Here is a 23,894-nt window from a genome sequence, read left to right as displayed (position 1 = left end):
ATTTCCAGATCCTGTAGGGCTAAAAGCGGATACCGTCTAAAGACGGTGGAGTTGAACCTCGCTTTTGGAAGTTAAAATGGACATCATTGACAGAAAATAGTTTCCATGATAAGTTAACACTGTTAAGTTAACGGTGTTAACCAACATTTTGGGCAGGGAGGAATAAGAATGAGACGCGGAAGGGAACCGCAGGAAGTCCGGAAGGAAATTATGGATGCTGCTCGGCATTTGTTCCTGGACCAAGGATATAACCATGTTTCCATGAGAAATATTGCGGGTCGCATCGGTTATTCTCCAACGACGATATACATTTATTTCAAGAACAAGGAGGAAATCCTGTACTGTCTGTTGGAGGAAGGTTACAGCATATTCTATAACGAGTTAAAGACCGCTTTCGACAATAACTTGGAAGCATCGCTCGAAACCAGGCTCCATACCCTATGTGAGGCTTATATCTGTTTCGGGTTGAACCAGCCGGATTATTACAGACTGATCTTTACGGATAATCTGGAAACCAATGTCACCTGGCTTATAAGAAGCGATCGTTATAACGGTTTCCTGCTTCTGGTTAAGGTGGTCGAGGCTTTGCTGCAGGAGAACTACTTCGCCTCTCCCCTTCCCGATTCGAAGCAGTCTGCTGCGTTAATCAGCCAAACCCTGTGGGCGCATCTGCATGGTTTGACTTCGCTGCTATTATCCTTCCCGCAATTTGATTGGGTGAAGCGAGAGCAGCTGGTCTTCTTCCATATTGATGCCTTCATCCAAGGCTTGAAGACCCGCCCGGTATAGGCTGGTCCGAGAACGATCTGGCCTGGCAAGGAAGTATAACCATGAGTATGGGAAAAAGGAAGTAGACTCTAGTAAAATGAAAAATAGGCGGGAGTGTTGCATTTGAAGAAAAAGTTATGGGGAAGCATGGCTATCCTGACCTTTTTGGTAGCGGGATATGCCGTCGTGCAATATTTTGTCATTGGTGCGGACCGTGCCGGCTTGGTGATCTCCAAATTAATGGCCCAGATTTCTTTAAATTCCTTCTGGTACGCCATGCTGGCTGTGCATATTGCCGCAAGTGCGGTCTCATTGGTAATCGGCCCTTTTACCTTGTCCGCTTCATTCAGAGAAAGGAATTTGCAGCGTCATCGTAATTTGGGGAAACTTTACATGCTGGGGATCTTGTTCGGAGGCGGCTCCGGACTATACCTGGCCTTATATGCATCGGGAGGACTGGCCGGAAAGCTGGGCTTCGGCACCTTATCCGTTCTATGGTTGATTTCCGCGTACCGGGCACTTCATCAGATCAAGCACCGGAAGGTACTCAGCCATCAGAAGTGGATGATAAGAAATTATTCTTTAACTTTCGCAGCGGTCACCTTGAGGATATGGCTGCCTCTATTCGTTTTGATTTTGGGTCCGGAACGTTTCGATCTTAGCTATTCTATTATCTCTTGGCTCGCCTGGGTGCCTAATCTCCTCCTTGCGGAAATCTTTGTTCGGCGGAAGCCGCTTTTACCTGCCCGATCATCATTCCCTAAATAAGCAGACCCATATGAAAAAAAGAAAAACAAGGGCGTCTGGCTGAACAGACGCCCTTTACAAGTATAAGGTTCATGACCGCTTCACTAAGAGCCGTACGAACCGTACACTTCATTATCGGCTTCGGCGGAAGGCCGAAAAATACAAAACAGCCCCTAACGCAATAATGATCGCGAAAGAAAAGAAAAGATTGCTGTATGAATAGGCGGAAGACGCGGTGATTATCGGAATCAGAGGGATCTCAAGCACTCCGTCAGCCAACATTTTCCCGACAAGGGCCATCCCTGCCGCCTCCGACAAGAAGCTGACCAGATTCAGCATTCCCATCCCGACACCGGCCTCCTGTTCGGTCAGCGTCTGTGAAACGCCGGTCGCCAGCGACGTCTTGAGGAACGAAAAGCCGACGTATGCAGCAACCAGCACCGCTGACAGCAGCCAGGGCGCGGCACCCGCTAATATCGACAGCAATAACAGGCTGGATATATACAAGGCCAGGCCGATATAGTAGACCCGGGAATACCCTTTGCGATCGACCAGGGTGCCCCCGTATACACCGAAGAAAACCAGGCTGATGGCCCCCGGGAACATAACCCAGCCTATCGCGCCTGCCGTCATTAGATGCACTTGGCTGAGCATCTGCGGGACCATGAACAATAAACCGGCCATAGTACCAAACAGAGCTATGGCGGACAGCAAGCCCCTCACCCATCTTCCATTTGTCAACATGGAGAGCTCGATAAAGGGTTCTTCAACCCGGCGGATGTGAACGGCGAACCCGCCGTACAGAATCAGGCTGATCACGAGATAAGGCCAGCGGGAATCCGTCAAATACAAAATCAATAAGGCGGTTGCTGCAACAAACAGCACAGCGCCGATGAAGTCCGCTTTCCCCCCGCGGGGCTGCTCCTCGGGCAGTGTTTTAAGAAAGAACGGAATCGAGAGCAGGGTAAACAGCGGGATGATAAACAGAAATGACCAATGAAGCCTTTCCGAAATAAACCCGCCGATGACGGGCCCCATTCCCTCGCTTAAAGCAACCGTCGATCCAACGATTCCGAACATTTTGCCCCGGTCGCGGGATTTGAAATAACGGGTGATCATGATCATAAGCAGCGTCGGAATGGCCGATCCGCCAATTCCTTGAAGGATGCGGGCTGCAATGACCGCAGGATAATAACGGTGCGCGAGAAAACCGAGCAGCGAACCCCCGCCATAAATCAACAATCCGATCATCACCATCTTCTTAAGGCTGTACATATCGGAAAGCTTGCCGTATACGATGGATCCCGTCCCGAAAATAATCATAAAGCTGGTCAGCACCAGACTCACTTCGGAAGGCTTCAGCGCAAGCTCCGCAGCGATGCTTGGCGTCGAAACGACAAAGACGGTTTCATTCAACACAGCGAAAAAAAGCACGAAAATAATCCACGGAACGGTTTTCCTTAAATCAAGCGAGACCGGCTGCAGCGCGTTTGCTTCCTCCGAATCCCGCATACGTCCTTCCAATGTTTGTAAATCCTTCTTCAAAACATGATGCCCCTTCCCTTAAAGTCCGGCGCTTGTGCCCCGGGCTTCCAGATTGCAGGGAATCACGCAGTTTACAGGGCCTCTATGCGTTAATCCCTCTAATTTGTGCCCTATTTCCATTCATTTTCCTCATTATGTAACGCCTCCTAATCTATTATTTTTCCAAGATACTACTTCATTTCTACTTTGACAAGGGAAACAATTGGTCTAACGATTGTTTCCGGCATTTCTCCCTGTATTATTCTCTTTCCTGCACCGTTCCGAATAGAAGAGCTCCGCTAATGCTAATAATAAGCAAAAGTATGGTAAAAGACGGGAGATATATATGAGCTACAGACGGAAATCATTGAAATCCATCCTACGGTTTCGGCGAAGCATACCTCCGGTCATCCATCATTCGGAATTGGAGCCGCTGCCTGACTTCACGCCAAATTTAAACTATAACTTGTTCCATATGAAAGATACGTTCGCGGATTGTTCCGATATTGTCTTTCACTCCTTTCGCATCGGCGGACAAACCGAGGCCGTGCTGATTTATATCGACGGGCTGACCGATACGGAATTGCTGGATCAGCAGGTGCTGACTCCGTTGAAGGAAAGCAGCGTTTGTGATCAGGATATGGAGGACATCCTCCGCCACATTGCCGTCTCTTCGAAGAAAAGTGTCCAATCATTGACCGATGCCGCCGAAGAAATCACAGCAGGCAACTCTGTCTTGATTATCGATCAATTAACCAAGGGACTTTCCTTCGGACTGACAAAATGGGAGAAGCGGTCCATCGAAGAACCAAGTGCGGAATCCGTCGTCAGAGGGCCCCGGGAAGGATTCGTGGAATCGATTCGCGACAATACGGCCATGCTTCGGAGGAAAATTAAATCTCCCCATCTCAAAATGAAGACGTGGAATATCGGTCATTATTCGCAAACCCGGGTCATTGTTGCTTATATGGAAGGGATTGCAGACCCTGTGTTGATCGAAGAAATAGCCAATCGTCTGCAGCGGATCGATATAGACGCTATTCTGGACAGCGAGTACATCGAGGAAATGATTGAAGATCATCCGTATTCTCCCTTTCCCCAGTTTCTCAAGACCGAACGGCCCGACGTAGCCGGCGCCAATTTAATGGAAGGGAGAGTCGTTATTCTGGTAGATGGAACACCTATGTCCCTAGTCGCCCCGGTAACGTTCTTCTCGCTGCTTCAATCTCCCGAAGATTACTATCAGAGATATTGGATTTCGACCGCCATTCGCTGGCTCCGGTATCTGTTTCTTCTCGTCGCATTGCTCGGTCCTTCCTTTTATGTGGCTATTGTTTCGTTCCATCAGGAGATGATCCCGACGACACTTGTACTGACGATGCCACTTCAAGGGCGCAGGTTCCTTTTCCCGCTCTGGTGGAGGCCATTCTGATGGAAATAACCTTCGAAGCCCTGCGCGAAGCGAGTGCCAGATTGCCTAAACAAGTAGGGGCTGCCGTAAGCATCGTCGGCGGTTTGGTCATCGGCCAGGCGGCGATTCAAGCCGGATTAGTGTCTTCGCCTATGGTTATCGTAGTTGCTATTACGGGAATTGCCAGCTTCCTGATCCCGGACTATTCAACGGGGGCGTCTGTCCGATTGCTCCGTTTTCCCATTATCGCCCTGTCCGGTTTTCTCGGGCTGTTCGGGTTGCTGCTGGGAGTTATCCTGCTGTTAATCCACCTGCTCTCCCTGCGCTCCCTGGGTGTTCCCTACCTGGAGCCTCTCGCTCCGTTAAAAACGAAGCAGTTAGGAGACGTTCTTGTCAAATCTCCGATATGGGAGAATCAAGTCCGTCCGCATCTGACAGGAAAGTGGAATAAATATCGGCAAGGAACCGATCAACAGCCCGATCCTTCCACCGGGGATGAGCAAGCATGAAGAAGAATTGGAGAATGCCGATCATCTTCATCCTGCTGGCCTCCATTTTATTGCTGCCCGGCTGCTGGAACCGGACGGAGCTCAATGATTTGGCCATCATTACCGCAACCGCACTGGATTTGACAGAAGATAAGCAGCTTCTGCTGTCGGTCCTGCTCTTTGTTGCCAAAATCTCCTCTGGCGGCGAGCAGGGGGCACAGGGAAGTGAAAATGAAGAGACGATTGTCGTATCAGCCAAGGGGAAAACGATAGCGGAAGCTACGGCGAAGCTGCAGGAGGTGCTGCCTCGTCAGGTATTCTGGGGCCATAATAAAATTTACATATTCAGCCGCAAAGTTGCGAAGGAAGGAATTCTCGACCACATCGATTTCCTGCTCAGGCACCCTGGACCGCGCGAACGCGCCAAGCTTTTCGTAAGTCAAGATGAAGCCAGAGAAATTCTCAAGCTCCCGAGCTCTCTGGAAGGTGACATTTCGGAAGTTCTTAAGGAACTGGCGAAGGAGGAGACGGGTCTGAACGTCACGCTAAAGAATTTCCAGGAGATGCTCACTCATCCGGCGGAAGCCGCCATTCTACCGGTCATTGAAATTTACAATCTGAATGAAAATAAACGAGGTCCGATTTTATACGGCGCTGCTGTTTTCCAAAACGGAGCAATGACCGGAGTGATTGACCGAAAGGCGACCCGGGGAGTGATGTGGCTGAGGGAAGAAATCAAGACAGCGACTGTCAGCATTTCCATGGAGGGGGTTGAGGGATCCGTTGCCTTTTTTCTCAAAAAAAACAGGACAAGGCTGATCCCCCATATCGAAGGGGACAAGTGGAACATTACGGTGAAGATCGATACCGAAGATGATATTGTGCAAAATACAACTCCTCTCAACGTCGTTGGGCCGTCCATGATGGCCAAAAACGCCGAGAAAGATTTATGGCTGTCGGCCATTTGGGGATCGACAAGCGGATTTCTGACCGTTTATTTAGCGTGGAAATTGCATCGGCTGTTTCCGAACCAAACTATTGTCCAGCAGCTGGAGCAGGTTTTCGGGCGCTGGTTCGGCAAGCTTTTGGCAGGCGTATTTCTGTTCTTCATTATGCATGCCAGCGGATTGATTATAAGGGAATATGGGGAGTTCATCGTCGGCACACTCTTAACCCGGACTCCGATCAATGTTATTATGGGGTGCATCGTCTTCGTCAGCGCGTTCGCCGTGCATGGGGGCATCGAATTGCTGGGGCGCTTCTCTACCATTGTTGCCCCTGTTTTTGTGCTTCTCATTTTGGTTTTGTTCTTGATGCTGCTTCCGGATTACCGTGTGGACAATATGCTGCCGGTTATGGAAAACGGTGTAATTCCGTCACTCAAAGGCTCTATTATTTCGCACGCCTGGTTTATGGAATTTTTACTTATTACGTTTCTCTTTCCATATGTCCATGACCAGTCGAAGACTCTGCGCCGGGGGATGCTCGCAGTGCTGGGCATGCTGATCACGATGATCGTTACCGGATTTACCAGCCTGCTGTTATTGGGCAACAATACGGCTACGTTCAATTTCCCTGTATTTATAGCCTCAAGATACATAAGTCTCGCCGATTTCCTCGAGCACGTGGAATCGATTGTCATGGTTCTGTGGATGCTTGGGGGATTTGTACAAATTTCCATGTGGTATTATGCTCTCGTTCTGGGCACCACCCAATGTCTGAAGCTGACTGATTATCGTCCGATCGTCTTTCCGTTCAGCTTTATTTTGATTGCGTTCAGCATTTGGGCGACTCCTAATTTCCAGAAAATGGTGGTTCATTTCTTCACGACCGCTTCCGTCTTTTCGTTCATCATTCTGATCGCACTCCCCCTTCTTCTGTTGCTGGCGGCTTTCATTAGGCGAAGAATGACCGGAGAGGAAGGAAGAATGGAACCCGATCCATAACTACATATAAGTATCCCGATACCATACGCCCAACACGAACAAAATCTGAAACAGGCATAGAAGCGCGAAAAAGCAGCACAGCGGACAGGACGATTAGCCCCAGAGCTTTAATCGTTTTCTTAATGCCTTGATGCATATGAAACTCAGCCCTCCTCCGACCTTGGTCCGGGTTGCATCCCGTCCCTGGTCCAACCTGGGTTCCGACAGAGGACGGTTTTCTTATGCCTGTTCTTTTGACTATAATGGAAATAGTAACATCATTAAGCAGCAAAACCAATAAAGCTCAAGGACAGGTGGATTCATGCTGGAGTGGTTGGAACCCATTTATCAATATCTTGCACAGTTGGACAAGAATCAGATCCAGGAAATGCTGTATCGCTACTCCTCACTCGGACCGCTCCCCGGAATTGCCCTGCCGGCGGCGGAGGCTCTCCTGCCGTTCTTGCCCCTATTCATTATCGTTGCAGGCAATGCATCCGCCTATGGATTGTGGTTAGGCTTCCTGTATTCCTGGATCGGAACGGTGCTCGGGGCTTTCCTAGTCTTTATAGCAGCCCGCCGGTTCGGAGGACGCTTCAGCCGATACGTGTCGAACAAATATCCGAAGGCGGACCGCTTCTTCTCCTGGATTGAACGAAAGGGCTTCACCCCGTTATTTCTGATGTACTGCTTTCCGTTCACTCCCTCTTTCTTCGTCAATCTGGCGGCAGGAATCAGCACCGTCCCCGTAAGGATTTATTTAGCCTCCGTTATGCTCGGCAAAGGCGTGATGGTGTTTATGATCTCCTTCGTAGGGCATGACTGGCAGGGCTTCTTCGCGTATCCTTGGCGGATAGTGTTCGTCATCGCCGGCCTTATAATTCTTTGGTACCTGGGGAAGAGAATCGAAAAACGCTACCAATCCTGAGCCTCCGCTGAGGCGATTGGGGCGAATGGGGCCATTCGCGGCGAAATAAGCGCATTGCTACTTCTATTTCGCCTCGTTTGGGCCTATAAAGCGAAACAAGTGCACTTTTGCTTCTATTCCGCCTCGTCTGAGCCGTTTGAAGCAAAATAAGTGCACTTCTAATACTTCTATTTCGCCCCCACTGGACCTGATCGGGGCCGCGAGCGGTCCCCTTTCTACAGCCCCTTGTCGTCAAAGCTGTCCAGCCAATTTTCGATGTCTCCGATAACGGACTCCACACAGCCGGCTTCAAAAGGTGACACGAGCCCCGCCAACTCCACGATCTCCGTAAAGGACAAGCTTCCGCCCGCTTTGCATATTTTCATATAATCCTGCCAAGCCGATTCCCTGTCTGTATTCATCCGCTGCCAGAACTGAAGAGCGCAAATTTGGGCCAAAGTATAATCGATATAGTAAAAGGGCGCTTGATAAATATGCGACTGTTTCTGCCAGAAGCCGCCGCGCTCCAAATAATCGTTGCCCGAATAGTCGCGATGCGGCAAGTATTTGCGCTCGATGTCCCGCCATGCGCGCTTGCGTTCGTCCGGTGTCGCCTCCGGATTCCCGTACACGAAATGCTGAAATTCATCCACGGCTACGCCATAAGGAATGAAGAGCAAGGCCCCCTCCAGGTGCGCAAATTTATACTTTTCCGTTTCCTCGCGGAAAAACAGCTCCATCCAGGGCCATGTGATAAATTCCATACTCATGGAATGAATTTCGGCCGCTTCAAAGGTTGGAAACCGGTATTCCGGCATGTCCAAATCCCGGCTCTCATACGCCTGGAAGGCATGGCCCGCCTCATGCTTCAGGACGCCGATATCATCCGATGTGCCGTTAAAATTGGCAAAAATAAACGGCATCTTGTAATCGTTCAGGAAGGTACAGTACCCGCCGCTCTGCTTGCCTTTGCGGCTGAGCAGATCCATCAGCCCGCTATCCACCATCCTGGTGAAGAACTCATCGGTCTCCGGCGACAGCTCTGCATACATCCTCGCCCCGTTCTCCAGAATCCAATCCGCATCTCCCTGGGGTGCAGGATTGCCCGACTTGAAGCTGAAATCTTCATCGTAATAACGCAGCCGCTCGACGCCGATCCGCTCGCGCTGTCTCTCCTTAAGCTTCGTCGCGACCGGAATGATATGCTCCAACACTTGATTACGGAAGACGGCTACCATCTCTTCGTTATAATCCGTGCGGAGCATCCGCGCATAACCCAGCTCAATGAAGCCGGCAAACCCAAGCTTCTTCGCAATTTTCGTGCGCACCTGCACCAAATCGTCGAAAATCCGGTCGAGCTCCCGCTCGTTCTCCGCCAGAAATTGATACTTGGCCTCGGAAGCGCGCCGTCTCATATCCCGGTCGGTCGACATGGCGAACGGCGCCAACTGCGCCAGTGTCCGCTCCTCCCCCTCGAACGGAATCTTCGCGGAAGCGATGAGCACTCCATATTCCGTAGCAAGCTTGTTCTCCCGCTGCAAATCTTCAATGACCGAAGGATGGAAGGTCTTAAGCGACAGCTCCGCAATCCGGAACAACTGTTTTCCGTATTTGTGCTCCAGCTCTTCCCTGAATGCCGAGTGGACCAGAGCCCGGTAATAATCAGTCACATGCTCGTCCATAATCGGTCCGACTTCATCCATGTAATCCTGCTCCGCTTTGTAGAAAGCGTCGTCGGTATCGATGGAATGGCGGATGGCCGCGATCTCCTTCAATGTCTCAAACTCGTTGCGAAGCTTGACGATGGCCGTCATCGCCCGGTCCTGCTCTGTGAAGCTCTTCGCAGCATTCATTTCTCCGAGCAGTTCCTTGAAGCGTTGTTCCATCTGCTCTAAATCCGGCCGACGGTAAACCAGCTCGCTGAATTTCATTTCCCTTCATCCTTTCTATAAGAGATTCCTTTAACTATCTTACTGCCCTCGTAAGGTTTTTACAACATTTTCCATACGAAGATCAGGATGAAGAGTCCTGTTTCCGCTCCCGTTTCAATGCCGGTTTGAGATCATCCTGCACACTCTTCCCCCACATCGGAACACCTGTTCTGTAGGCCGCCCGGCCATTGAGATGACCGGCTACCGGAGACGTTATAAAGACGAACACGATTCCTAGAAGCAGCTTGGCACTGACCTGATCGAGGTAAAACATGAAATATAGGAAAGCCCCGGTCAAAATGCACAGCACCCCTAAAGTCGCGCTTTTGGTAGCCGCATGCGATCTCAAATAGACGTCGGGAAGACGGATGAGGCCGAACGTGCTTAACGCACTCAGTAAAGCGCCGAACAAAACCAATAAGACTATAATCAGTTCACCGATCATGCTCATCGTCTCCGCGTTCAATGACAACACCTCTTTCAATGTATCTGGCGAATGCCGTCGTTCCAATAAAGCTGAGGATCCCGATCAACAGAATGGTTTCCAGATAGGCCTGGGTTTTCTGCAGCATGCACAGAACCGCCACCATGGCCAGCAAATTAATGCCTATCGAATCCAAAGCCGCTATCCGATCCGCCATGGAAGGGCCTTTAAGCAGACGATACATACAGCCCAGAGTAGCCAGCGAAATGATGAATAATGATATAAGCAGTATGTTGGAAATCATGTTCGGGTCACCTCCATTATCGCCTTTTCAAACGTCCCTCGGATTTGCTCCGAAAGCAATTCCGCATCCTCGATATCCATGGCATGGATATATAAGGTCCGTTCGTCGCGGGAAACCTCCAGGGTGAGCGTTCCCGGTGTGAGACAAATCAGGCAGGAGAGCAGTGTGATCTCCCACTCCGATTTCAACTCCGTCGAGAAGGCGAAAATTCCCGGACGAATGTCCAGCTTAGGCCGGAGAATCTGGCGGATGACCGAGAAGCTGGATAGGAACAATTCCTTCAGGAACAGAATCAGCAGCTTCACCACCGCCCATACTCTTTGCAAATAAAAAGGTTGCGGCCAGAAGCTCTTGGAAACCGCGATAAACAGCAGCCCGATCAAGTAACCGACGATCAAACCGGCTGCGGACCAGTCATCGTTCAAAAACATCCAGATCAGCGCGACGCAAAGATTCAGCAGTATTTGGATTGCCATCTCATCCTACTCCTTTTAGCACAGCTTCAATATACAGTTCCGGCCTGAACAATCCGTTGCCTGCCTGAGAAACGAACGAGTAGACCCATTCGGAGCCAAGCCCGAGCAGAATCATGAGAATAAACATTCCCGTTGCCGCTCCCGCCATCCCTCTCAGGTTCACGGATGGACGCTCGGGGTTAAGCTTCTCTTCTCCCCAGAAGGCCTGCATGAATACTTTCATCATGGAATAAAGTACGATCAGGCTCGATGCCAAACCGAGAGAGGCGAGCAAGTACATCTGCGCATCCAGACCGCCGCGGACGATCAACACCTTACCGATAAATCCGCTCAGCGGAGGAACTCCGACGAGAGACAGCGCCATGACAAAAAACATCCATCCCATCCACGGATGCCGCTTGATCATCCCTCCCATCTCCTGTAAACGGTGGGTGCCGGCAGCCGCAATGACCATGCCTCCGAGGAAGTACATCAGAGCTTTGGCTATCATATCATGCATCAGATAGAAAACGACTCCGTCGAGAGAATCCCGAGTGGCCGCGGCCAGTCCGAAAGCAATGAATCCGACACTGACGACTACGTTATAGTTCAGAATGCGACGGATATCGTTGTAGGCAACCGCCCCAAACCCGCCCAAGATCATCGTCGCGGCAGCCATCCAACTGATCCACGTATGAGTCGCGCTCGGCTCGTGATAGAAAATGAGAGTAAAGGTACGAATAATCGCGTATAATCCCACTTTGGTCAATAGAGCCCCGAACAAAGCCGTCACAGCGGCCGGCGGTGCGCTGTAGGAGCCGGGCAGCCAGAAGAACAGGAACAAGCCCGCCTTCAGAGAAAAAACGATCAGAAACAGGATAGCAATCACCGTCAGGATGCCCCCCTGCCCCACCTCCGCCACGCGGACAGACAGATGTGCCATGTTTAAAGTCCCGACAGCCGCATACAGGTAAGCGACCGAAGCGACGAATAAAGTGGAGGATATGATATTGATCAGTATATATTTCAGCGTTTCTCTTAGCTGACGCTTCGTTCCACCAAGGACGATCAACGCATAGGAAGCGATCAGCATCACTTCGAAGCACACGAACAGGTTAAATAAGTCCCCCGTCAGGAAAGAGCCAGTCACCCCGGCCAGCAGAAAATAAAAGAACGGATAGAAATAATTTCGTTCCCTCTCCTCGCCAATACTGCCAAAGGCATAGAACAGACAGCCGGCCGCGACGACGGCGGTAATCAGCACCAGCAGAGCGGCGAACATATCCGCGGTGAAAACAATGCCGTAGGGCGGAATCCAACCTCCCATATGCAAAGTTTGAATGCCGTCCGAGCTCACCTGATACACCAGGAAGCAGGCCACGGCCAGATTGAGCAATGCGCTGATTGCGCTGATCCCTCTCTGCACAGCTATCCTTTCTTTGAAAAAGATAAGAAGGACTGCGGTAAACAGCGGAATAAGCAGCGGGTATACCAAGAAGTTATTCATCCTCTGTCCCCCTCAACTCTTCCATATCATCGGTTCCCAACGTCTTGTAGGAACGGTAAGCCAATACAAAAAAGAAGGAAGTCACCCCGAAATTAATGACGATCGATGTCAAAATGAGTGCCTGCGGCAGCGGATCGACAAAATGTTCCGCGCCTTTGCCAAGCAGCGGAGCAGCCCCTGTTTTTAACCCGGCCATCGTCAACAGCAGCAGATGGACGGCATGGGTCAGCAGAGACGTCCCCAGAATGATGCGAAGCAGGCTTCGGGTTAATATCAGGTATACACCGACGGCGAACAGAATGCCGACAGCCAACGATATAATCAGTTCCATGCCTAATTGTCCCTCCCAATCGTGAAGATGATGGTCATGGCAACGCCAACGACGGCCAAATAGACGCCCAAATCAAACAAAACTGCTGTTGCCAGCTCCGTATCTCCCAGAATCGGCAGATTAAAGTGCCCGAATGCATGACTCAGGAAGGGAACGCCCAAAATCAAGGAACCGATCCCAGTCAGCAGCGCCGTCATAAGCCCTATCGCTACCACCTTTTTGAAGTCGATCGGAAAGACCGTCTCGAACCGTTTCACACCAAATGCAATCGATAGCAGGACGAGCGCGGCCGAAGTCGCCAGCGCCCCGATAAAACCGCCTCCCGGATCGTTATGACCCGCGAAGAACAAGTAAACCGCGAACGTCAAAATAATGTAGATAACTACTTTGGACACGGTCTTCAGAATGACATCGTTGCTTTTCGCATAATGAAGCCCCGTCTCCGCGGACTCCTTCGCGCTGCGCGGCTTGAGGCTATCAACGCCGGCCTCCATCCGCAGCTTGATCAATGCGAAGATGCCGAGCGCAGCAATGCCGAGGACGACAATTTCCAGCATGGTATCGAATCCTCTGAAGTCTACGAGGATGACGTTTACGACGTTTTTGCCGCCTGCGAGGTCATAGCTGTGCTTGAGGTAATAGTCCGCAATGGACTCGAACGATTTACCGCTCAAGGCCCCCAGTGCAATCAGCGTTACGATAACGCCGACTCCGGCCGCAATGATGAAATTGGACATTTTGAACCGCAGCGCTGTCTTCTCTTTCCTAAGCTTGGGCAGATGATAGAAGCACAGCAGGAATAAAGTGACCGATACGGTCTCGACGATCATCTGGGTCAGAGCCAAGTCCGGAGCCCGGAACAGCACGAAAAACAAGGTGACCATATAGCCGATCGCGCCAGTGAAAATAATCGCCATCAGACGGGAACGTGCGAACGGAACGGCAATCGTCGCCAAAATGATAACAATAGCCACGACCGTCTCGAACGGCGCCACCGGCGCATAGTTAGCCGAGGTCAGGCTTATGCCCGGCGTACGAATCATCGTTATCGCCAGAATGACGATGAAGAAGGCGAAGATGTAGAGCAAATAATGCCGAATGGAGCCGGTCATATAAGCGCCGGTCAGGCGATTGGAGCCCTGCTCGAGCGAGCGAAGCCCGAAATCGTAGGCGCCGTTAAGCGATAAGCGGCTGGACCGGACACGGTGAAGCTTGCCGGGCTTGCCCAGCCACAGGTACAGGAGCGTTCCGACGCCGACTACGCCAAGAGTCATGAAGATTTCCGCCGTCCAGCCGTGCCAGAAATCGATCGAAACGAGAAACTTGTCCCCCGGCGAGAGCAGGTTCGGCAGAATGGAGGCCATAGCCGGCTCAATCAGCGTATAAGACAACAGATTAGGGAACAAGCCGAACACTACGGCCAGCGATGCCAGGATTACCGGGGGAATCAGCATTCCCGCCGGAGCTTCATGCGGCTTCCTCTCCAGCTTGTCGGATTGCAGCGGGCCCGTGAAGGTCCTGAACAGCAGCAGCATGCTGTACACGAACGTAAAGACGCTCGCCACCCAAGCGACGACCGGAAATAGAGCACCCCAGGTCTGCATATTCAGAATATCCATCTGCAGAATATTCAGCACCGCCGTAAAGAACATTTCCTTGCTCAAAAATCCGTTAAACGGCGGCAAGCCCGCCATGGAGAACGTTCCGATCAGCGCGACGGAGAAAGTAACCGGCATCAGCGACATCAGTCCGCCCAGCTTGCGAATGTCCCGCGTCCCCGTCTCGTGATCGACAATTCCGACCACCATAAACAGGGCCCCTTTGAAGACAGCGTGATTGATCAGATGAAAAATGGCCGCTGTCGTCGCTATGGTGTAGAACAACGATTCGCCGGTACCTGCATAGAAGGCGGAGGCGGAGCCAAGGCCGAGCAAGCTCATGATCAGACCGAGCTGGCTGATCGTCGAGAAGGCCAGCATCGCCTTGAGGTCCGTCTGCCGGAAGGCCCGGAAGGAGCCGTAAATTAATGTGAGCAGCCCGAATCCGGATACGAGCCAGAACCATTCCGGCTGCCCGGCGAAGATGGGACTGAATCTGGCCACCAAATACAGTCCTGCTTTGACCATCGTGGCCGAGTGCAAATAGGCGCTAACCGGAGTCGGAGCTTCCATCGCGTCCGGCAGCCAGATATGGAACGGAAACTGGGCCGATTTCGTGAAAGCACCCAGCAAAATTAGCAGCAAAGCAGGGACAAACAGCGAATGCCCCGCCATCATTTCCGCTTGTCCGATAATTTCCCTGATGCTGAACGTTCCGGTCATGACATAGATCAGAAGGAATCCGGCGAACATCGCCAATCCGCCGAAGATGGTGATCAGCATCGATTTCTGTGCACCGTATCTTGACCTCTCCCTATGGTGCCAGAAGGCGATCAGCAGGAAGGAGGAGATGCTCGTCAGCTCCCAGAAACCGTACAGAACCATCAGGTTGTCGGACAGCACAACCCCTAGCATAGCTCCCATGAACATGAACAAGTAGACATAGAAGTGATGGATCGCTTCTTTGCTCTTGTTCATATAGTAGATAGAATAGAGAACGACCAGCGAGCCTATTCCCGTAATCAGGAGTGCGAATAATAACCCGAGCCCATCCAGATAAACCGTAATGTCGATTCCTAGCGAAGGAATCCATGAAACGGTGGAAGTGACGGTCTCCCCTTCTTTGACCGAAGGAAGCTGCCCCAGGAAGAACGCAAACAGGGCGACCGGTGCCGGCAGGATAAACCATCCCGTATGAATGCGGTGCAGCCGCCTATAAAGCAGGGGCACCAGGATAGCGATAATGAATGGAATCATGATAGCAGCATGCAGCATAGACAATCCAGTTCCTCCTTAACCATTCAATTTGTTTCTTTTTCTCAGTATTGCCTATTTTTGTCCAAAGTAAGTGCTATTTTGCAAGGATGGGACGCAAAAACGGCAAAAAGGAGCCTGCTTGTGCAGACTCCTCCTAGGCATTGCATTTGAAATTATTATTCACGCATTTAAGTATAGCTTCTATTCCGTTTCTTGTCAAAATATTCTTAGGCAAATCATTTTTGGGCAGCGCGATCCGCCATGCTTATTTCCTGCGGCGCCGATTGCTGGTTTTGGCTGGTAAGTAAAGCACATCACGCCATATCTAGTCTACCGCAATCAATGGGCTTCGCGATTGGAGCAGAATTGCCGAATTATTTGCCCTTTCATTTCTTCGACCGGGTAATGATCCGGGTATGTGGACATCATTAACATGGCTCCATGCAGTGTAGATGAAAAATAAAGCGACTTTAATCGCGCATCCTCGACCCCAAGGTTGGCAAACATCTCACACTGCACTTCAAATTGTCTAGCCATCGCCTCATTGAGCATCTGGCTGTACTTGGACAGTACTTCGTCCTCTTCCGGCTGTGTCTGCAAATGCAAATAAAAGCGGTAAATCCGGGGATGCTGCCTGACGCTGTCAAGGGCGCCCTCGACGATATACCCTAGTTGTTCAGACGGAGAAGCTAGGGAGGAGGCAGTCAGCATCACTCTGCCGATTTCGTCGATCCGGTAGTTTACCATCTCCGCAAGCAGTTCTTCCTTCCCCTTATAATAATTGTAAATCAAGCCTTTGGATACGCCCGCCCTCATGGCAACATCATCAATCGAAGCGTTATGGTATCCCCGTTCGATAAATACCTCCATCGCGGATGTGCGAATATTTTCTTTAGCGGCTTGACGTATTCGATCATTTTCTTCCCGGGTGCGCGGCATTATCGTTTCCTTCCTTTACAAATTGTCGTATTTGTTCGGCAAGTTCTTCTGCATGAGTCAATATAAGCATATGATCCGCCCCTTCGATTTCGACAAACCGGATGGAGGGGACTCGCTCGAATTGTTGCTCGATTTTGTAAATGTCCGGCCAATCTACTGTACCGCGGATGAACAACGTTTTTGCTGCAATTTCCTCCAACCTGTCCATTGCCGGTGGCTCAGGCCAGACAACTTCATAGCTTTTCCACTCGGTAAACACTCTCGTCATGTAGTGTACAGTCAGTTCACGAAAGAACTCACGATGAGGTCCTGCCATCGTTACACGATAAATCGGGCCGGCTAAGGAAAGCTCGACCAGCTTGGCAATATCGGGGGCGGCCGCATTCACCGATGCCATCCAATCGGTGAACTCCTGTGAGAAGGTGTATCCCGACAGCGAAGGAGCGATCAACACTAGCTTATCAACCATGTCTGGATAAGATAATGTAAAATCGGTCGCAGCCTGCCCTCCCATCGAATGGCCGACCAGTGTAACCCGATCCAGGCCCGCATGTTCGATCAGCCTGTGCAAATCTTCAACAAGATGGGTCGGAGCTTGTGGAGCAGGCGAGCGCCCGGTTCCTCGGCCATCGAAGGTAATGACCTTGAAGCATTGCGCCAGTGAAGAAGCCATATCCTTCCATACCCTTGAATCGACGCCGGCGGAATGAATCATGACAATCGGCGAGCCTTCTCCCCTTATCTCATAAAAGAGATCCATAGTGATTCCCTCCTTGATTGAAAATATAACCAAATTATATTTTATGACTGGATGGTTAGTCAATATAAAATACCCAGTCATACTTGAAGCCGTATAAAATGTCGTAAGGTGGGGATCACTTTTAGTAAAGGAGTGGTTCTCATGCTGGCTGCCAAAATAAGAATTTGCGCTTTCTTATTTATTGTCATACTGCTGGGCGGAGGAATATTGAATCAATCTGTCGAAAGCCGGCATTCCCCGGACTCCCCCCTGCCCTATACCGGTGCAAGATATCAAATTTTCTCGCACGATTCGCAAATTACCGGCATGGAAGCTGAGCGAGTTCCCCCGTTCAAGCCTCGGGAGTATGTGAGAATTGTCCGGCAAGCGGGCGGGCCTTCCTGACACCAGGATAACCCGCCTTAAACGATGCCTGGACGGTACATAATTGTTCTTTCTAGGGAACAGGCCAACCCCGTTACTCATCTTCGATAGGGATGGACTTCAGCGGTGTTTCCCGTGGCGAAGCCCGCCGCTCATCCTCCCGACCGATTTGTTCGATCTTGCTGTCGAGCCAGGAGCGCACTCCCAGCAGCGCTTCTTGCTCTGCGCGTCTGAAATGCGCCCGGGCCGCTTCCGGCACTAGCTTCTCCGTCAATATGCGGTGAATCTCCATGGCATGAACTGCTGCCTTCGCCCAATCGGTCTGTTCCAGGCGTTCCTTCATTGTCCTCCATCTCCTTCCGGATCATTGAAATGAATCGTCAATTGACCGTTTGCCAATTTGGCCGATCGGACCTGACGGCTAAGAAGCAATCTGGGCAATGTGACTATGCGCTTGTAACTGCCCACCTGCAGCGTCAGCTCATCTCCCTTCTGATTGAGCTTGACTTGATCCTTCTCGGCGAACGGCAGGGTAACGTTCATGACATAACCGTCCTCCGTCTTGTATATTTCCTCCGTCTTGCCGTGATACAGCATGCTTCCGCTCTGTCCCTCGGGGAAGGCAACCGCGGCCACCTGACTGAGCATCCGTTTGCCTACCACTTCCTGATTCATCAACGGAACCTTTAGAATCGGCAGCGGACGGAAGCAATCTTCAATTTCCCTCTCGTATTGGAGATGAATTTTCTGCCATTCGGCCAAGTAACCCTCGGCTGCTTCCGGCGGAAGGATCTTGTTAATAATGACGGCATCCGTATGAAAACCATACAGATTCAAATGAGTAAACGCCCTTCTCGCTTCCGAAATGACCATTTTCTCCGGATTAAGCACAATACGCACCGAGGTGATCTGAGAATCCAAAATGACCTTCTGAAGCTGCTCCAGCTCCAGAACTAGATGGGCCATGCTGTCCATCGTTTCATCATTCGGCAGCTCCAGCCCCTTCGCCACCTTGACGATCGGCCGGGCCACCTTCAACAGTTTACGTTCGTAAGGGAAAATATTCTGAACCCACCAGCGCAGCAGATTGGGATAGCTCAACAGGCGCAGAGTCTCCCCCGTCGGCGCACAATCGACAATGACCGCGTCATATTGCCCGCTCTCCACATGCTCCTTAATCCGCAGCAAGCTGAACAATTCTTCGAAGCCCGGGAAAATCATCATCTCCTGCGTAGCAATGTCGTCCAGCTTGGCCCACTGCATAAAACTGGAGAACCAGCTTGCGACCCTGCCCCAATGCCGTTCCGTCTCCTTCAGGCTGTCAATTTCCTGCGCCCACAGCCGCTCATCAACCTGCTGAGGCTCACTGCCGAGCGGCCTCCCTAACGAATCGGACAAGCTGTGAGCGGCATCGGTGCTAAGCACCAGAGTCCGCTTGCCTTCAGCAGCCAATTGGTATGCGGTAGCCGCCGCGATGCTGGTTTTGCCGACGCCGCCCTTGCCCGTGTAAATAATGATTCTCATCGTCTTCCCTCCTAATAGTACGATATCGTAGTAATAGAGTAAAAAAAATTATCGGTTATTCTATCTCTATTGTCCTAATCTCTGAAGCCCGCGATGCTCCAGCGGATTGCGGTCCCTCCTGCAGAGATTTGGCGACCTTGAGAGCCAGGCCGATAAACTGCTGAAGCTCTTCAGGACTCAGCGCAGACTGAACCCGAGTATATACCTCCTGCATCAGCTCCATCATCTCCGCCGCTATCGATTCCCCAGCCGGTGTAAGCCGGTTAACGATCATCCGTTGGTCGGACTCCGATTTCTCCCTGCTAACCATTCCTTTCCTGACGAGCCGTTTGGAAATACTGGTAGCCGTACTGAGAGGCGCCCCAAGGTGCTCTGCCAGCTCGGACATCGTCAGCTTGCCGTGATACTTCAATAACGCCAGAGTCGCACAATCGGACCTCGTTAATTGGCTCTCCAGATGGCTCGTATCCGGAAAGATGCTTAGCGGTCGCAGACCGGCTTTAAATAATAGCTCGAAAAGCTGCTCCATCTCTTAACTCCTTAATACTACGATATCGTATTTCCTATAGATTACTACACTTTCGTATTAATTACAATCCTCGATTTCACCATGCAAACGACTCACTCTCCCGCAGAATAGTTTGCCCACCGATAAACGAAGAAGTGCCCGTCCCCGCAGGAATCAAGCACTTCTCGCAGCATTCGAGCACGCATAGTTTCCGGGCAACCGGCGCATTTTGCAGTTCGGCCTCATCTTCTCCGCCGCCGGCAGCATCGCCCATCTAAATAGAACGTTAAATACACATGAAGATTAATGATTTCTGCGATTCTCCAGCTTCTGCATAAATTCGGTTTCATCGGAGAAATGCTCTACCCCCATCAGATAGGACAAAATTCTGGGGAGGTCGGTATTGTCGATCAACCCTACGAATTCGTCGGCGCCGATGCCGTAAGCATATAGCGGTACCTCTTCACCGGTATGATGCCTCGAGCCCCAGCTTATCAACGCATGGGCGGAGATGACTGTACCGACTTCATTGGACAGGGCGCTGCCGCTCTCCCAATTTACGCTCGTGAGCCATTGAAGGTCGGACTCGGTCAACTCCAAACCGACTATCGGCTCCATCACTTTGCGAATATCGACGATATAAGCTTTGGTTTTCCCGGGCTCTCCTTCCACGGTGCCGATTCCGGCCTGCAGACCGATCATTGTCGCGGCCTTCTGAACATCGATATAGGCCGTGCCCTCCTCCAGGAAGTAAATTCCTTCTTCCGTTTCTTCCCCCTGAACTATCGTTTCATTCAGCAGATTCATCGCAAACGCGGTTCCGTTAACAGATACTTGCACAGATGAGGCCGCCTCGTCATAAACAAGCTCCCCCTTCAATTCGCGAACCCATTCCCTCACAGGCATATAGTAGCGGCCATCTACCTGCTTGGCGCTTCCGAGCGGAAGTTGTACAGCTTGCTTTTTCAGCGCGTCCCTGACCGCATTGGCGCTTCCTTTCGCCTTCTTCAGCACAGCGATGTTTTCCTTGTAACCGCCCGCCGTATTGCCGATGTTGATTCCCCCTGTCTCATGGTCGCCCACAATGACGACGAGCGTATTTCCATCCTTCTTCGCAAATTCCAGCGCCACATTGACCGCCTCTTCGAAAGCAAGCACATCATGGATAAGCGCAACGGGGTCGTTGGCATGGCCGGCCCAATCGATCTGGCTGCCCTCGACCATCAGGAAGAAGCCCTGATCGTTCCTGCTCAATACATCAACCGCCAGTCCGGTCATTTCCGCCAGGCTCGGAACATTAGCCTGATCCCGGTCGATATCATACTTCAAGTCGCTCATATCGAACAGTCCCAATACTTTATCCCCTGTAACCCGGTTTAAATCACTGCGGCTCGTTATGTAATCGTAGCCCTGATCTTTCGCTTCCGCGATCAGATCGCGTTCCGGCTGATTTCCCCCATCCTTCTGCGGCAGGAACATATCCCGTCCCCCGCCGAGAATGACATCCACGTTCCCGATATAATCCAGAGCGATAGCCACTTCATTGCCTCGGCTCGGATCGTGTGCGGTAAAAACAGCCGGGGTCGCATGGGTTATTCGGGAAGTAGCCACCAACCCGGTTCCTTTTCCCTTCTCCTTGGCGGCGTCCAATATGGAACTCGGCTGTTTGCCCTCCGGTGTTACGGAGATCATGCCGTTATTCGTCTTGTAGCCCGTGGCCATCGCTGTGCCTGCCGCGGCGGAATCGGTAATATTCGTGTCGGCCGAATAGGTTTTCATCAAGCCCTTCACATATCGCTCGAACGAAAGCTCCTCCCCCTTGAAAATCCGGGCCGCCGTCATATAGCTTATTCCCATGCCGTCTGGAATGAGCAGAATGACGTTCTTGGCCCTGCCTTTCGCCTCTGCGCCTGCGGTCCCCGGCAAACTACCAAGCAAGATAAATAATGACATCAATAATGCAGTCGTTTTTCTTATGAAACGCTGATGCATGCTGTTCCCTCCTCGGATTAAAGTAGCTTCAGTATAAAGCAAGAACGTAAACTCCGTGTAATTAAATATTTAATAGATGGTTAAGGTTAGAAAGAGTTTTTCCCTGCCGAGCAATCGTTTGTTGGAATAAATTTCTGGAATTGCACCGGCACCAGGGTTATAATATGTATCATATGATATAGATCAATTGTTATATATTATTTCAAGGAGAATGCAGATGGCGCCCAAGAAGAAATTTTCCAGACAGGACATAATCGATGCCGCTTTTGAAATTGCCAGGGACGAAGGATTGGACGGCATCACGATACGCAAGGTAGCCCAGAGGCTGGGGAGCTCCATCGCCCCTATCTATGTCAATTTCAGCGAAGTCGAGGAGCTGACCGAAGCGGTCGTGCAGAAAGCTTTGGACGTTTCCAGACAGCTTATTATGGAACGGCAGACGGAACTTCGTTTTCGCGATATCGGAATGGCGAGTCTCCAATTTGCCAAGGAGTACAGCTTGCTGTACCGGGATTTGGTCATGAAAAACAACTCTCACATGAAATACAATGACGTGGCTGTCCGTGAGGTGGTTGAGCTGATGAAGACCGATCCCGATCTGGGGGGCTTCTCCACCGAGGAGCTGAAGGGGATATTGCTGAAAATGCAGATTTTCCAGACCGGTCTGTCCGTCATGGTGGCCAATGGCTTGCTACCGGCGGATTTCGACGATGACAGAATAATGGAAATGCTGGACAGCGCTGCGGAGGATGTCATCACGGCGGCACGCCTGCGACAGCAAGAATTGCCTTGATGAGAGGAGTTTTGCAGATGAAGCGGGAGTTGACCCCATCGCTCTTAGATGAGCTTACAGCCCAGGCCGCAAGAAAGAAAAATATCCATGGAGCCGTTATCTGTGTGGAAAAAGGAGATGACACGTTATCCTTAACCAGCGGAGCAGGAAACTTGAGGGTGGACGATCTTTATTTTATCGCCAGCGTCACCAAGTTGTTTATAACCGCCGTCCTTCTGAAATTAAGAGCCGATCAGCTTCTGCGGCTGGATGACCCGATAAGCCGGTATCTTCCCACAGAGCTTATCCGGGGGATACACGTTTGGAAGGGAAAGGATTATTCGGGAGAGATTACAGTCAAACAGCTTATGTCCAACACCTCGGGTATCCCCGATTACTTCCAGGGAGATGTGGTCTCGAAATTATTAAGAGGCGAGGACCTGCCATGGTCTCTGGAGAAATCACTGGACACGGCCAGGCAGCTCAAGCCCAAATTTATTCCCGGGCAGCAAGGAAAGGCCCATTACTCGGATACCAATTACCAGCTTCTTGGAAGACTTATCGAGACAATCACCGGCAAGAGCATTCGGGCGGTCTTCCAGCAGTTTATCTTTGACGAACTGAAATTGGCCGAAACTTATGTCTTCACGGATGTCAAGGATACACGGCCTGTTCCGATCTATTATAAAGCCAGACCCCTACATCTTCCTCATTATATGGCGTCCATAGCGCCTGATGGCGGAATTGTCTCCACTGCGCGGGATATGATGACATTTCTGAGAGCGTTCTTCAATGGGCGTTTGTTTCCAAGGGAGGATTTGAAGGAGCTGATGAGCTGGAATCTTCTATGGGGCCCGGGATTATTCTTCTATGGAGTCGGGCTCTCGAGACAGCCGCTGAGCCTTAAGGGGTTCCACAAGGGGCTGATCGGCCATTGGGGCCAGTCCGGAGCCTTCGCGTTTCATGATCCCGAGAAGGATCTTTATTTCACGGGAACGGTCAACCAATTTACCGGACATAACACTGCCGCGATGCTAATGAGCAAGATCATCAAGCTGGTTTAGAAATGTTATACTGGGTCGAGCAAACGGAATGGCGCGTCTAATTGGAAAAGACGATTTAGCTCTATTTTATGTAGGTAGAAAAGTGATTAAAGTAAATGGAAAAACTGCATTTAGAATCGAGGTTTTTTGCAGAAATCGCCTTTTTTCCACAAACTAGCTGCATTTTTCCACTTAGTACCGACTTTCGCTCCAGAGGAGCAAACTAGCTGCATGAAATCCAGTTAGACCCCCATGTCTCTGACCGCGGCACCAGCAGATGATAAAAATAGACGGATTTTCAAGGTAGAATAGAGTTGAATTGCTTCAATAGTGTGAAGCTTGAAAACTAAATGGATTTCATACAGTTAGATTTCTATATTCGGAAGAAATATGGAAACTAACTGGAAAACCTACAG

The 23,894-nt window shown here is 50.8% G+C and carries 21 protein-coding genes and 1 pseudogene; 8 read left to right on the top strand and 14 right to left on the bottom strand.

Going from position 1 to position 23,894, the window contains the following annotated elements:
• The first annotated feature begins 168 nt into the window (after nucleotides 1-168).
• Both FS806_RS22270 and FS806_RS22265 read left to right on the top strand, forming a co-directional pair.
• Nucleotides 169-789, top strand: a complete 621-nt coding sequence (locus FS806_RS22270) for a TetR/AcrR family transcriptional regulator (RefSeq protein WP_144941090.1) — start codon at nucleotides 169-171, stop codon at nucleotides 787-789.
• 102 nt (nucleotides 790-891) lie between these two features.
• On the top strand, nucleotides 892-1,536 hold the full coding sequence (locus FS806_RS22265) for a DUF2306 domain-containing protein (protein ID WP_397348067.1): 645 nt from the start codon (nucleotides 892-894) through the stop codon (nucleotides 1,534-1,536).
• A gap of 111 nt (nucleotides 1,537-1,647) precedes the next feature.
• Here the strand turns inward: FS806_RS22265 and FS806_RS22260 are convergent, their stop codons facing one another.
• Nucleotides 1,648-3,060, bottom strand: coding sequence for an MFS transporter (locus tag FS806_RS22260; protein WP_260982219.1), 1,413 nt, complete (start codon nucleotides 3,058-3,060; stop codon nucleotides 1,648-1,650).
• A 325-nt stretch (nucleotides 3,061-3,385) separates the two neighbouring features.
• On the opposite strand from FS806_RS22260, the pseudogene FS806_RS27040 reads away from it, so the two are divergent.
• The 3 genes and pseudogenes from FS806_RS27040 to FS806_RS22245 all read left to right on the top strand — a co-directional run bounded on the left by FS806_RS27040 (nucleotide 3,386) and on the right by FS806_RS22245 (nucleotide 7,791).
• Nucleotides 3,386-4,959, top strand: a pseudogene (locus FS806_RS27040) (spore germination protein).
• Complete coding sequence (locus FS806_RS22250; RefSeq protein ID WP_144941088.1) at nucleotides 4,956-6,884, top strand: endospore germination permease; 1,929 nt, start codon at nucleotides 4,956-4,958, stop codon at nucleotides 6,882-6,884. Before FS806_RS27040 ends, FS806_RS22250 begins: the two are co-directional and overlap by 4 nt.
• 301 nt (nucleotides 6,885-7,185) lie before the next feature.
• Complete coding sequence (locus FS806_RS22245) at nucleotides 7,186-7,791, top strand: TVP38/TMEM64 family protein (protein ID WP_144941086.1); 606 nt, start codon at nucleotides 7,186-7,188, stop codon at nucleotides 7,789-7,791.
• A gap of 215 nt (nucleotides 7,792-8,006) precedes the next feature.
• Here FS806_RS22245 and FS806_RS22240 read toward each other — a convergent pair whose 3' ends face one another.
• From FS806_RS22240 to FS806_RS22200, 9 genes are all read right to left on the bottom strand, one after another.
• A complete protein-coding gene (locus FS806_RS22240) occupies nucleotides 8,007-9,701 on the bottom strand; it encodes a M3 family oligoendopeptidase (protein ID WP_144941084.1) in 1,695 nt (564 codons plus the stop codon).
• A gap of 82 nt (nucleotides 9,702-9,783) precedes the next feature.
• On the bottom strand, nucleotides 9,784-10,152 hold the full coding sequence (mnhG, locus tag FS806_RS22235) for a monovalent cation/H(+) antiporter subunit G (protein ID WP_144941092.1): 369 nt from the start codon (nucleotides 10,150-10,152) through the stop codon (nucleotides 9,784-9,786).
• Nucleotides 10,136-10,429, bottom strand: coding sequence for a Na(+)/H(+) antiporter subunit F1 (locus tag FS806_RS22230; RefSeq protein ID WP_144941083.1), 294 nt, complete (start codon nucleotides 10,427-10,429; stop codon nucleotides 10,136-10,138). The genes mnhG and FS806_RS22230 overlap by 17 nt, the downstream gene beginning before the upstream one ends.
• The gene (locus FS806_RS22225; RefSeq protein ID WP_144941081.1) at nucleotides 10,426-10,905 is read right to left on the bottom strand and encodes a Na+/H+ antiporter subunit E; all 480 of its coding nucleotides are present in this window, start codon (nucleotides 10,903-10,905) and stop codon (nucleotides 10,426-10,428) included. Before FS806_RS22225 ends, FS806_RS22230 begins: the two co-directional genes overlap by 4 nt.
• A 1-nt stretch (nucleotide 10,906) precedes the next feature.
• The gene (locus FS806_RS22220) at nucleotides 10,907-12,391 is read right to left on the bottom strand and encodes a Na+/H+ antiporter subunit D (RefSeq protein ID WP_144941079.1); all 1,485 of its coding nucleotides are present in this window, start codon (nucleotides 12,389-12,391) and stop codon (nucleotides 10,907-10,909) included.
• Complete coding sequence (locus tag FS806_RS22215) at nucleotides 12,384-12,722, bottom strand: Na(+)/H(+) antiporter subunit C (protein WP_144941077.1); 339 nt, start codon at nucleotides 12,720-12,722, stop codon at nucleotides 12,384-12,386. Before FS806_RS22215 ends, FS806_RS22220 begins: the two co-directional genes overlap by 8 nt.
• A 2-nt stretch (nucleotides 12,723-12,724) precedes the next feature.
• Nucleotides 12,725-15,601, bottom strand: a complete 2,877-nt coding sequence (locus FS806_RS22210; RefSeq protein WP_144941075.1) for a Na+/H+ antiporter subunit A — start codon at nucleotides 15,599-15,601, stop codon at nucleotides 12,725-12,727.
• Between the two features lie 315 nt (nucleotides 15,602-15,916).
• Nucleotides 15,917-16,516: a TetR/AcrR family transcriptional regulator gene (locus tag FS806_RS22205; RefSeq protein ID WP_144941072.1), complete on the bottom strand. Its 600-nt coding sequence runs from the start codon at nucleotides 16,514-16,516 to the stop codon at nucleotides 15,917-15,919.
• Nucleotides 16,491-17,276, bottom strand: a complete 786-nt coding sequence (locus FS806_RS22200) for an alpha/beta fold hydrolase (protein ID WP_144941070.1) — start codon at nucleotides 17,274-17,276, stop codon at nucleotides 16,491-16,493. The genes FS806_RS22205 and FS806_RS22200 overlap by 26 nt, the downstream gene beginning before the upstream one ends.
• A 141-nt stretch (nucleotides 17,277-17,417) precedes the next feature.
• Here FS806_RS22200 and FS806_RS22195 point away from each other — a divergent pair, with 141 nt between their 5' ends.
• A complete protein-coding gene (locus FS806_RS22195; protein ID WP_144941068.1) occupies nucleotides 17,418-17,660 on the top strand; it encodes a hypothetical protein in 243 nt (80 codons plus the stop codon).
• Nucleotides 17,661-17,733: 73 nt separating this feature from the next.
• On the opposite strand, the gene FS806_RS22190 is transcribed toward FS806_RS22195, so the two are convergent.
• From FS806_RS22190 to FS806_RS22175, 4 genes are all read right to left on the bottom strand, one after another.
• Nucleotides 17,734-17,982, bottom strand: coding sequence for a hypothetical protein (locus FS806_RS22190; RefSeq protein WP_144941066.1), 249 nt, complete (start codon nucleotides 17,980-17,982; stop codon nucleotides 17,734-17,736).
• A complete protein-coding gene (locus tag FS806_RS22185) occupies nucleotides 17,979-19,163 on the bottom strand; it encodes an ArsA family ATPase (RefSeq protein ID WP_144941064.1) in 1,185 nt (394 codons plus the stop codon). The genes FS806_RS22190 and FS806_RS22185 overlap by 4 nt, the downstream gene beginning before the upstream one ends.
• 55 nt (nucleotides 19,164-19,218) lie before the next feature.
• Entirely contained in the window at nucleotides 19,219-19,692 is a 474-nt protein-coding gene (locus FS806_RS22180) for a MarR family winged helix-turn-helix transcriptional regulator (protein WP_144941062.1), read from the bottom strand.
• Between the two features lie 282 nt (nucleotides 19,693-19,974).
• Nucleotides 19,975-21,663: an alkaline phosphatase gene (locus tag FS806_RS22175; RefSeq protein WP_144941060.1), complete on the bottom strand. Its 1,689-nt coding sequence runs from the start codon at nucleotides 21,661-21,663 to the stop codon at nucleotides 19,975-19,977.
• 217 nt (nucleotides 21,664-21,880) lie between these two features.
• Here FS806_RS22175 and FS806_RS22170 point away from each other — a divergent pair, with 217 nt between their 5' ends.
• Entirely contained in the window at nucleotides 21,881-22,456 is a 576-nt protein-coding gene (locus FS806_RS22170) for a TetR/AcrR family transcriptional regulator (protein WP_144941058.1), read from the top strand.
• Between the two features lie 17 nt (nucleotides 22,457-22,473).
• Nucleotides 22,474-23,499, top strand: coding sequence for a serine hydrolase domain-containing protein (locus FS806_RS22165; protein ID WP_144941056.1), 1,026 nt, complete (start codon nucleotides 22,474-22,476; stop codon nucleotides 23,497-23,499).
• The last annotated feature ends 395 nt before the right edge of the window (nucleotides 23,500-23,894 follow it).

Source organism: Paenibacillus sp. 32O-W (assembly GCF_007679495.1).
GTDB lineage: Bacteria > Bacillota > Bacilli > Paenibacillales > NBRC-103111 > Paenibacillus_L > Paenibacillus_L residui.
The sequence above is the reverse complement of the archived record's forward strand: the minus strand, read 5'-3'. Positions and strand labels throughout refer to the sequence as shown.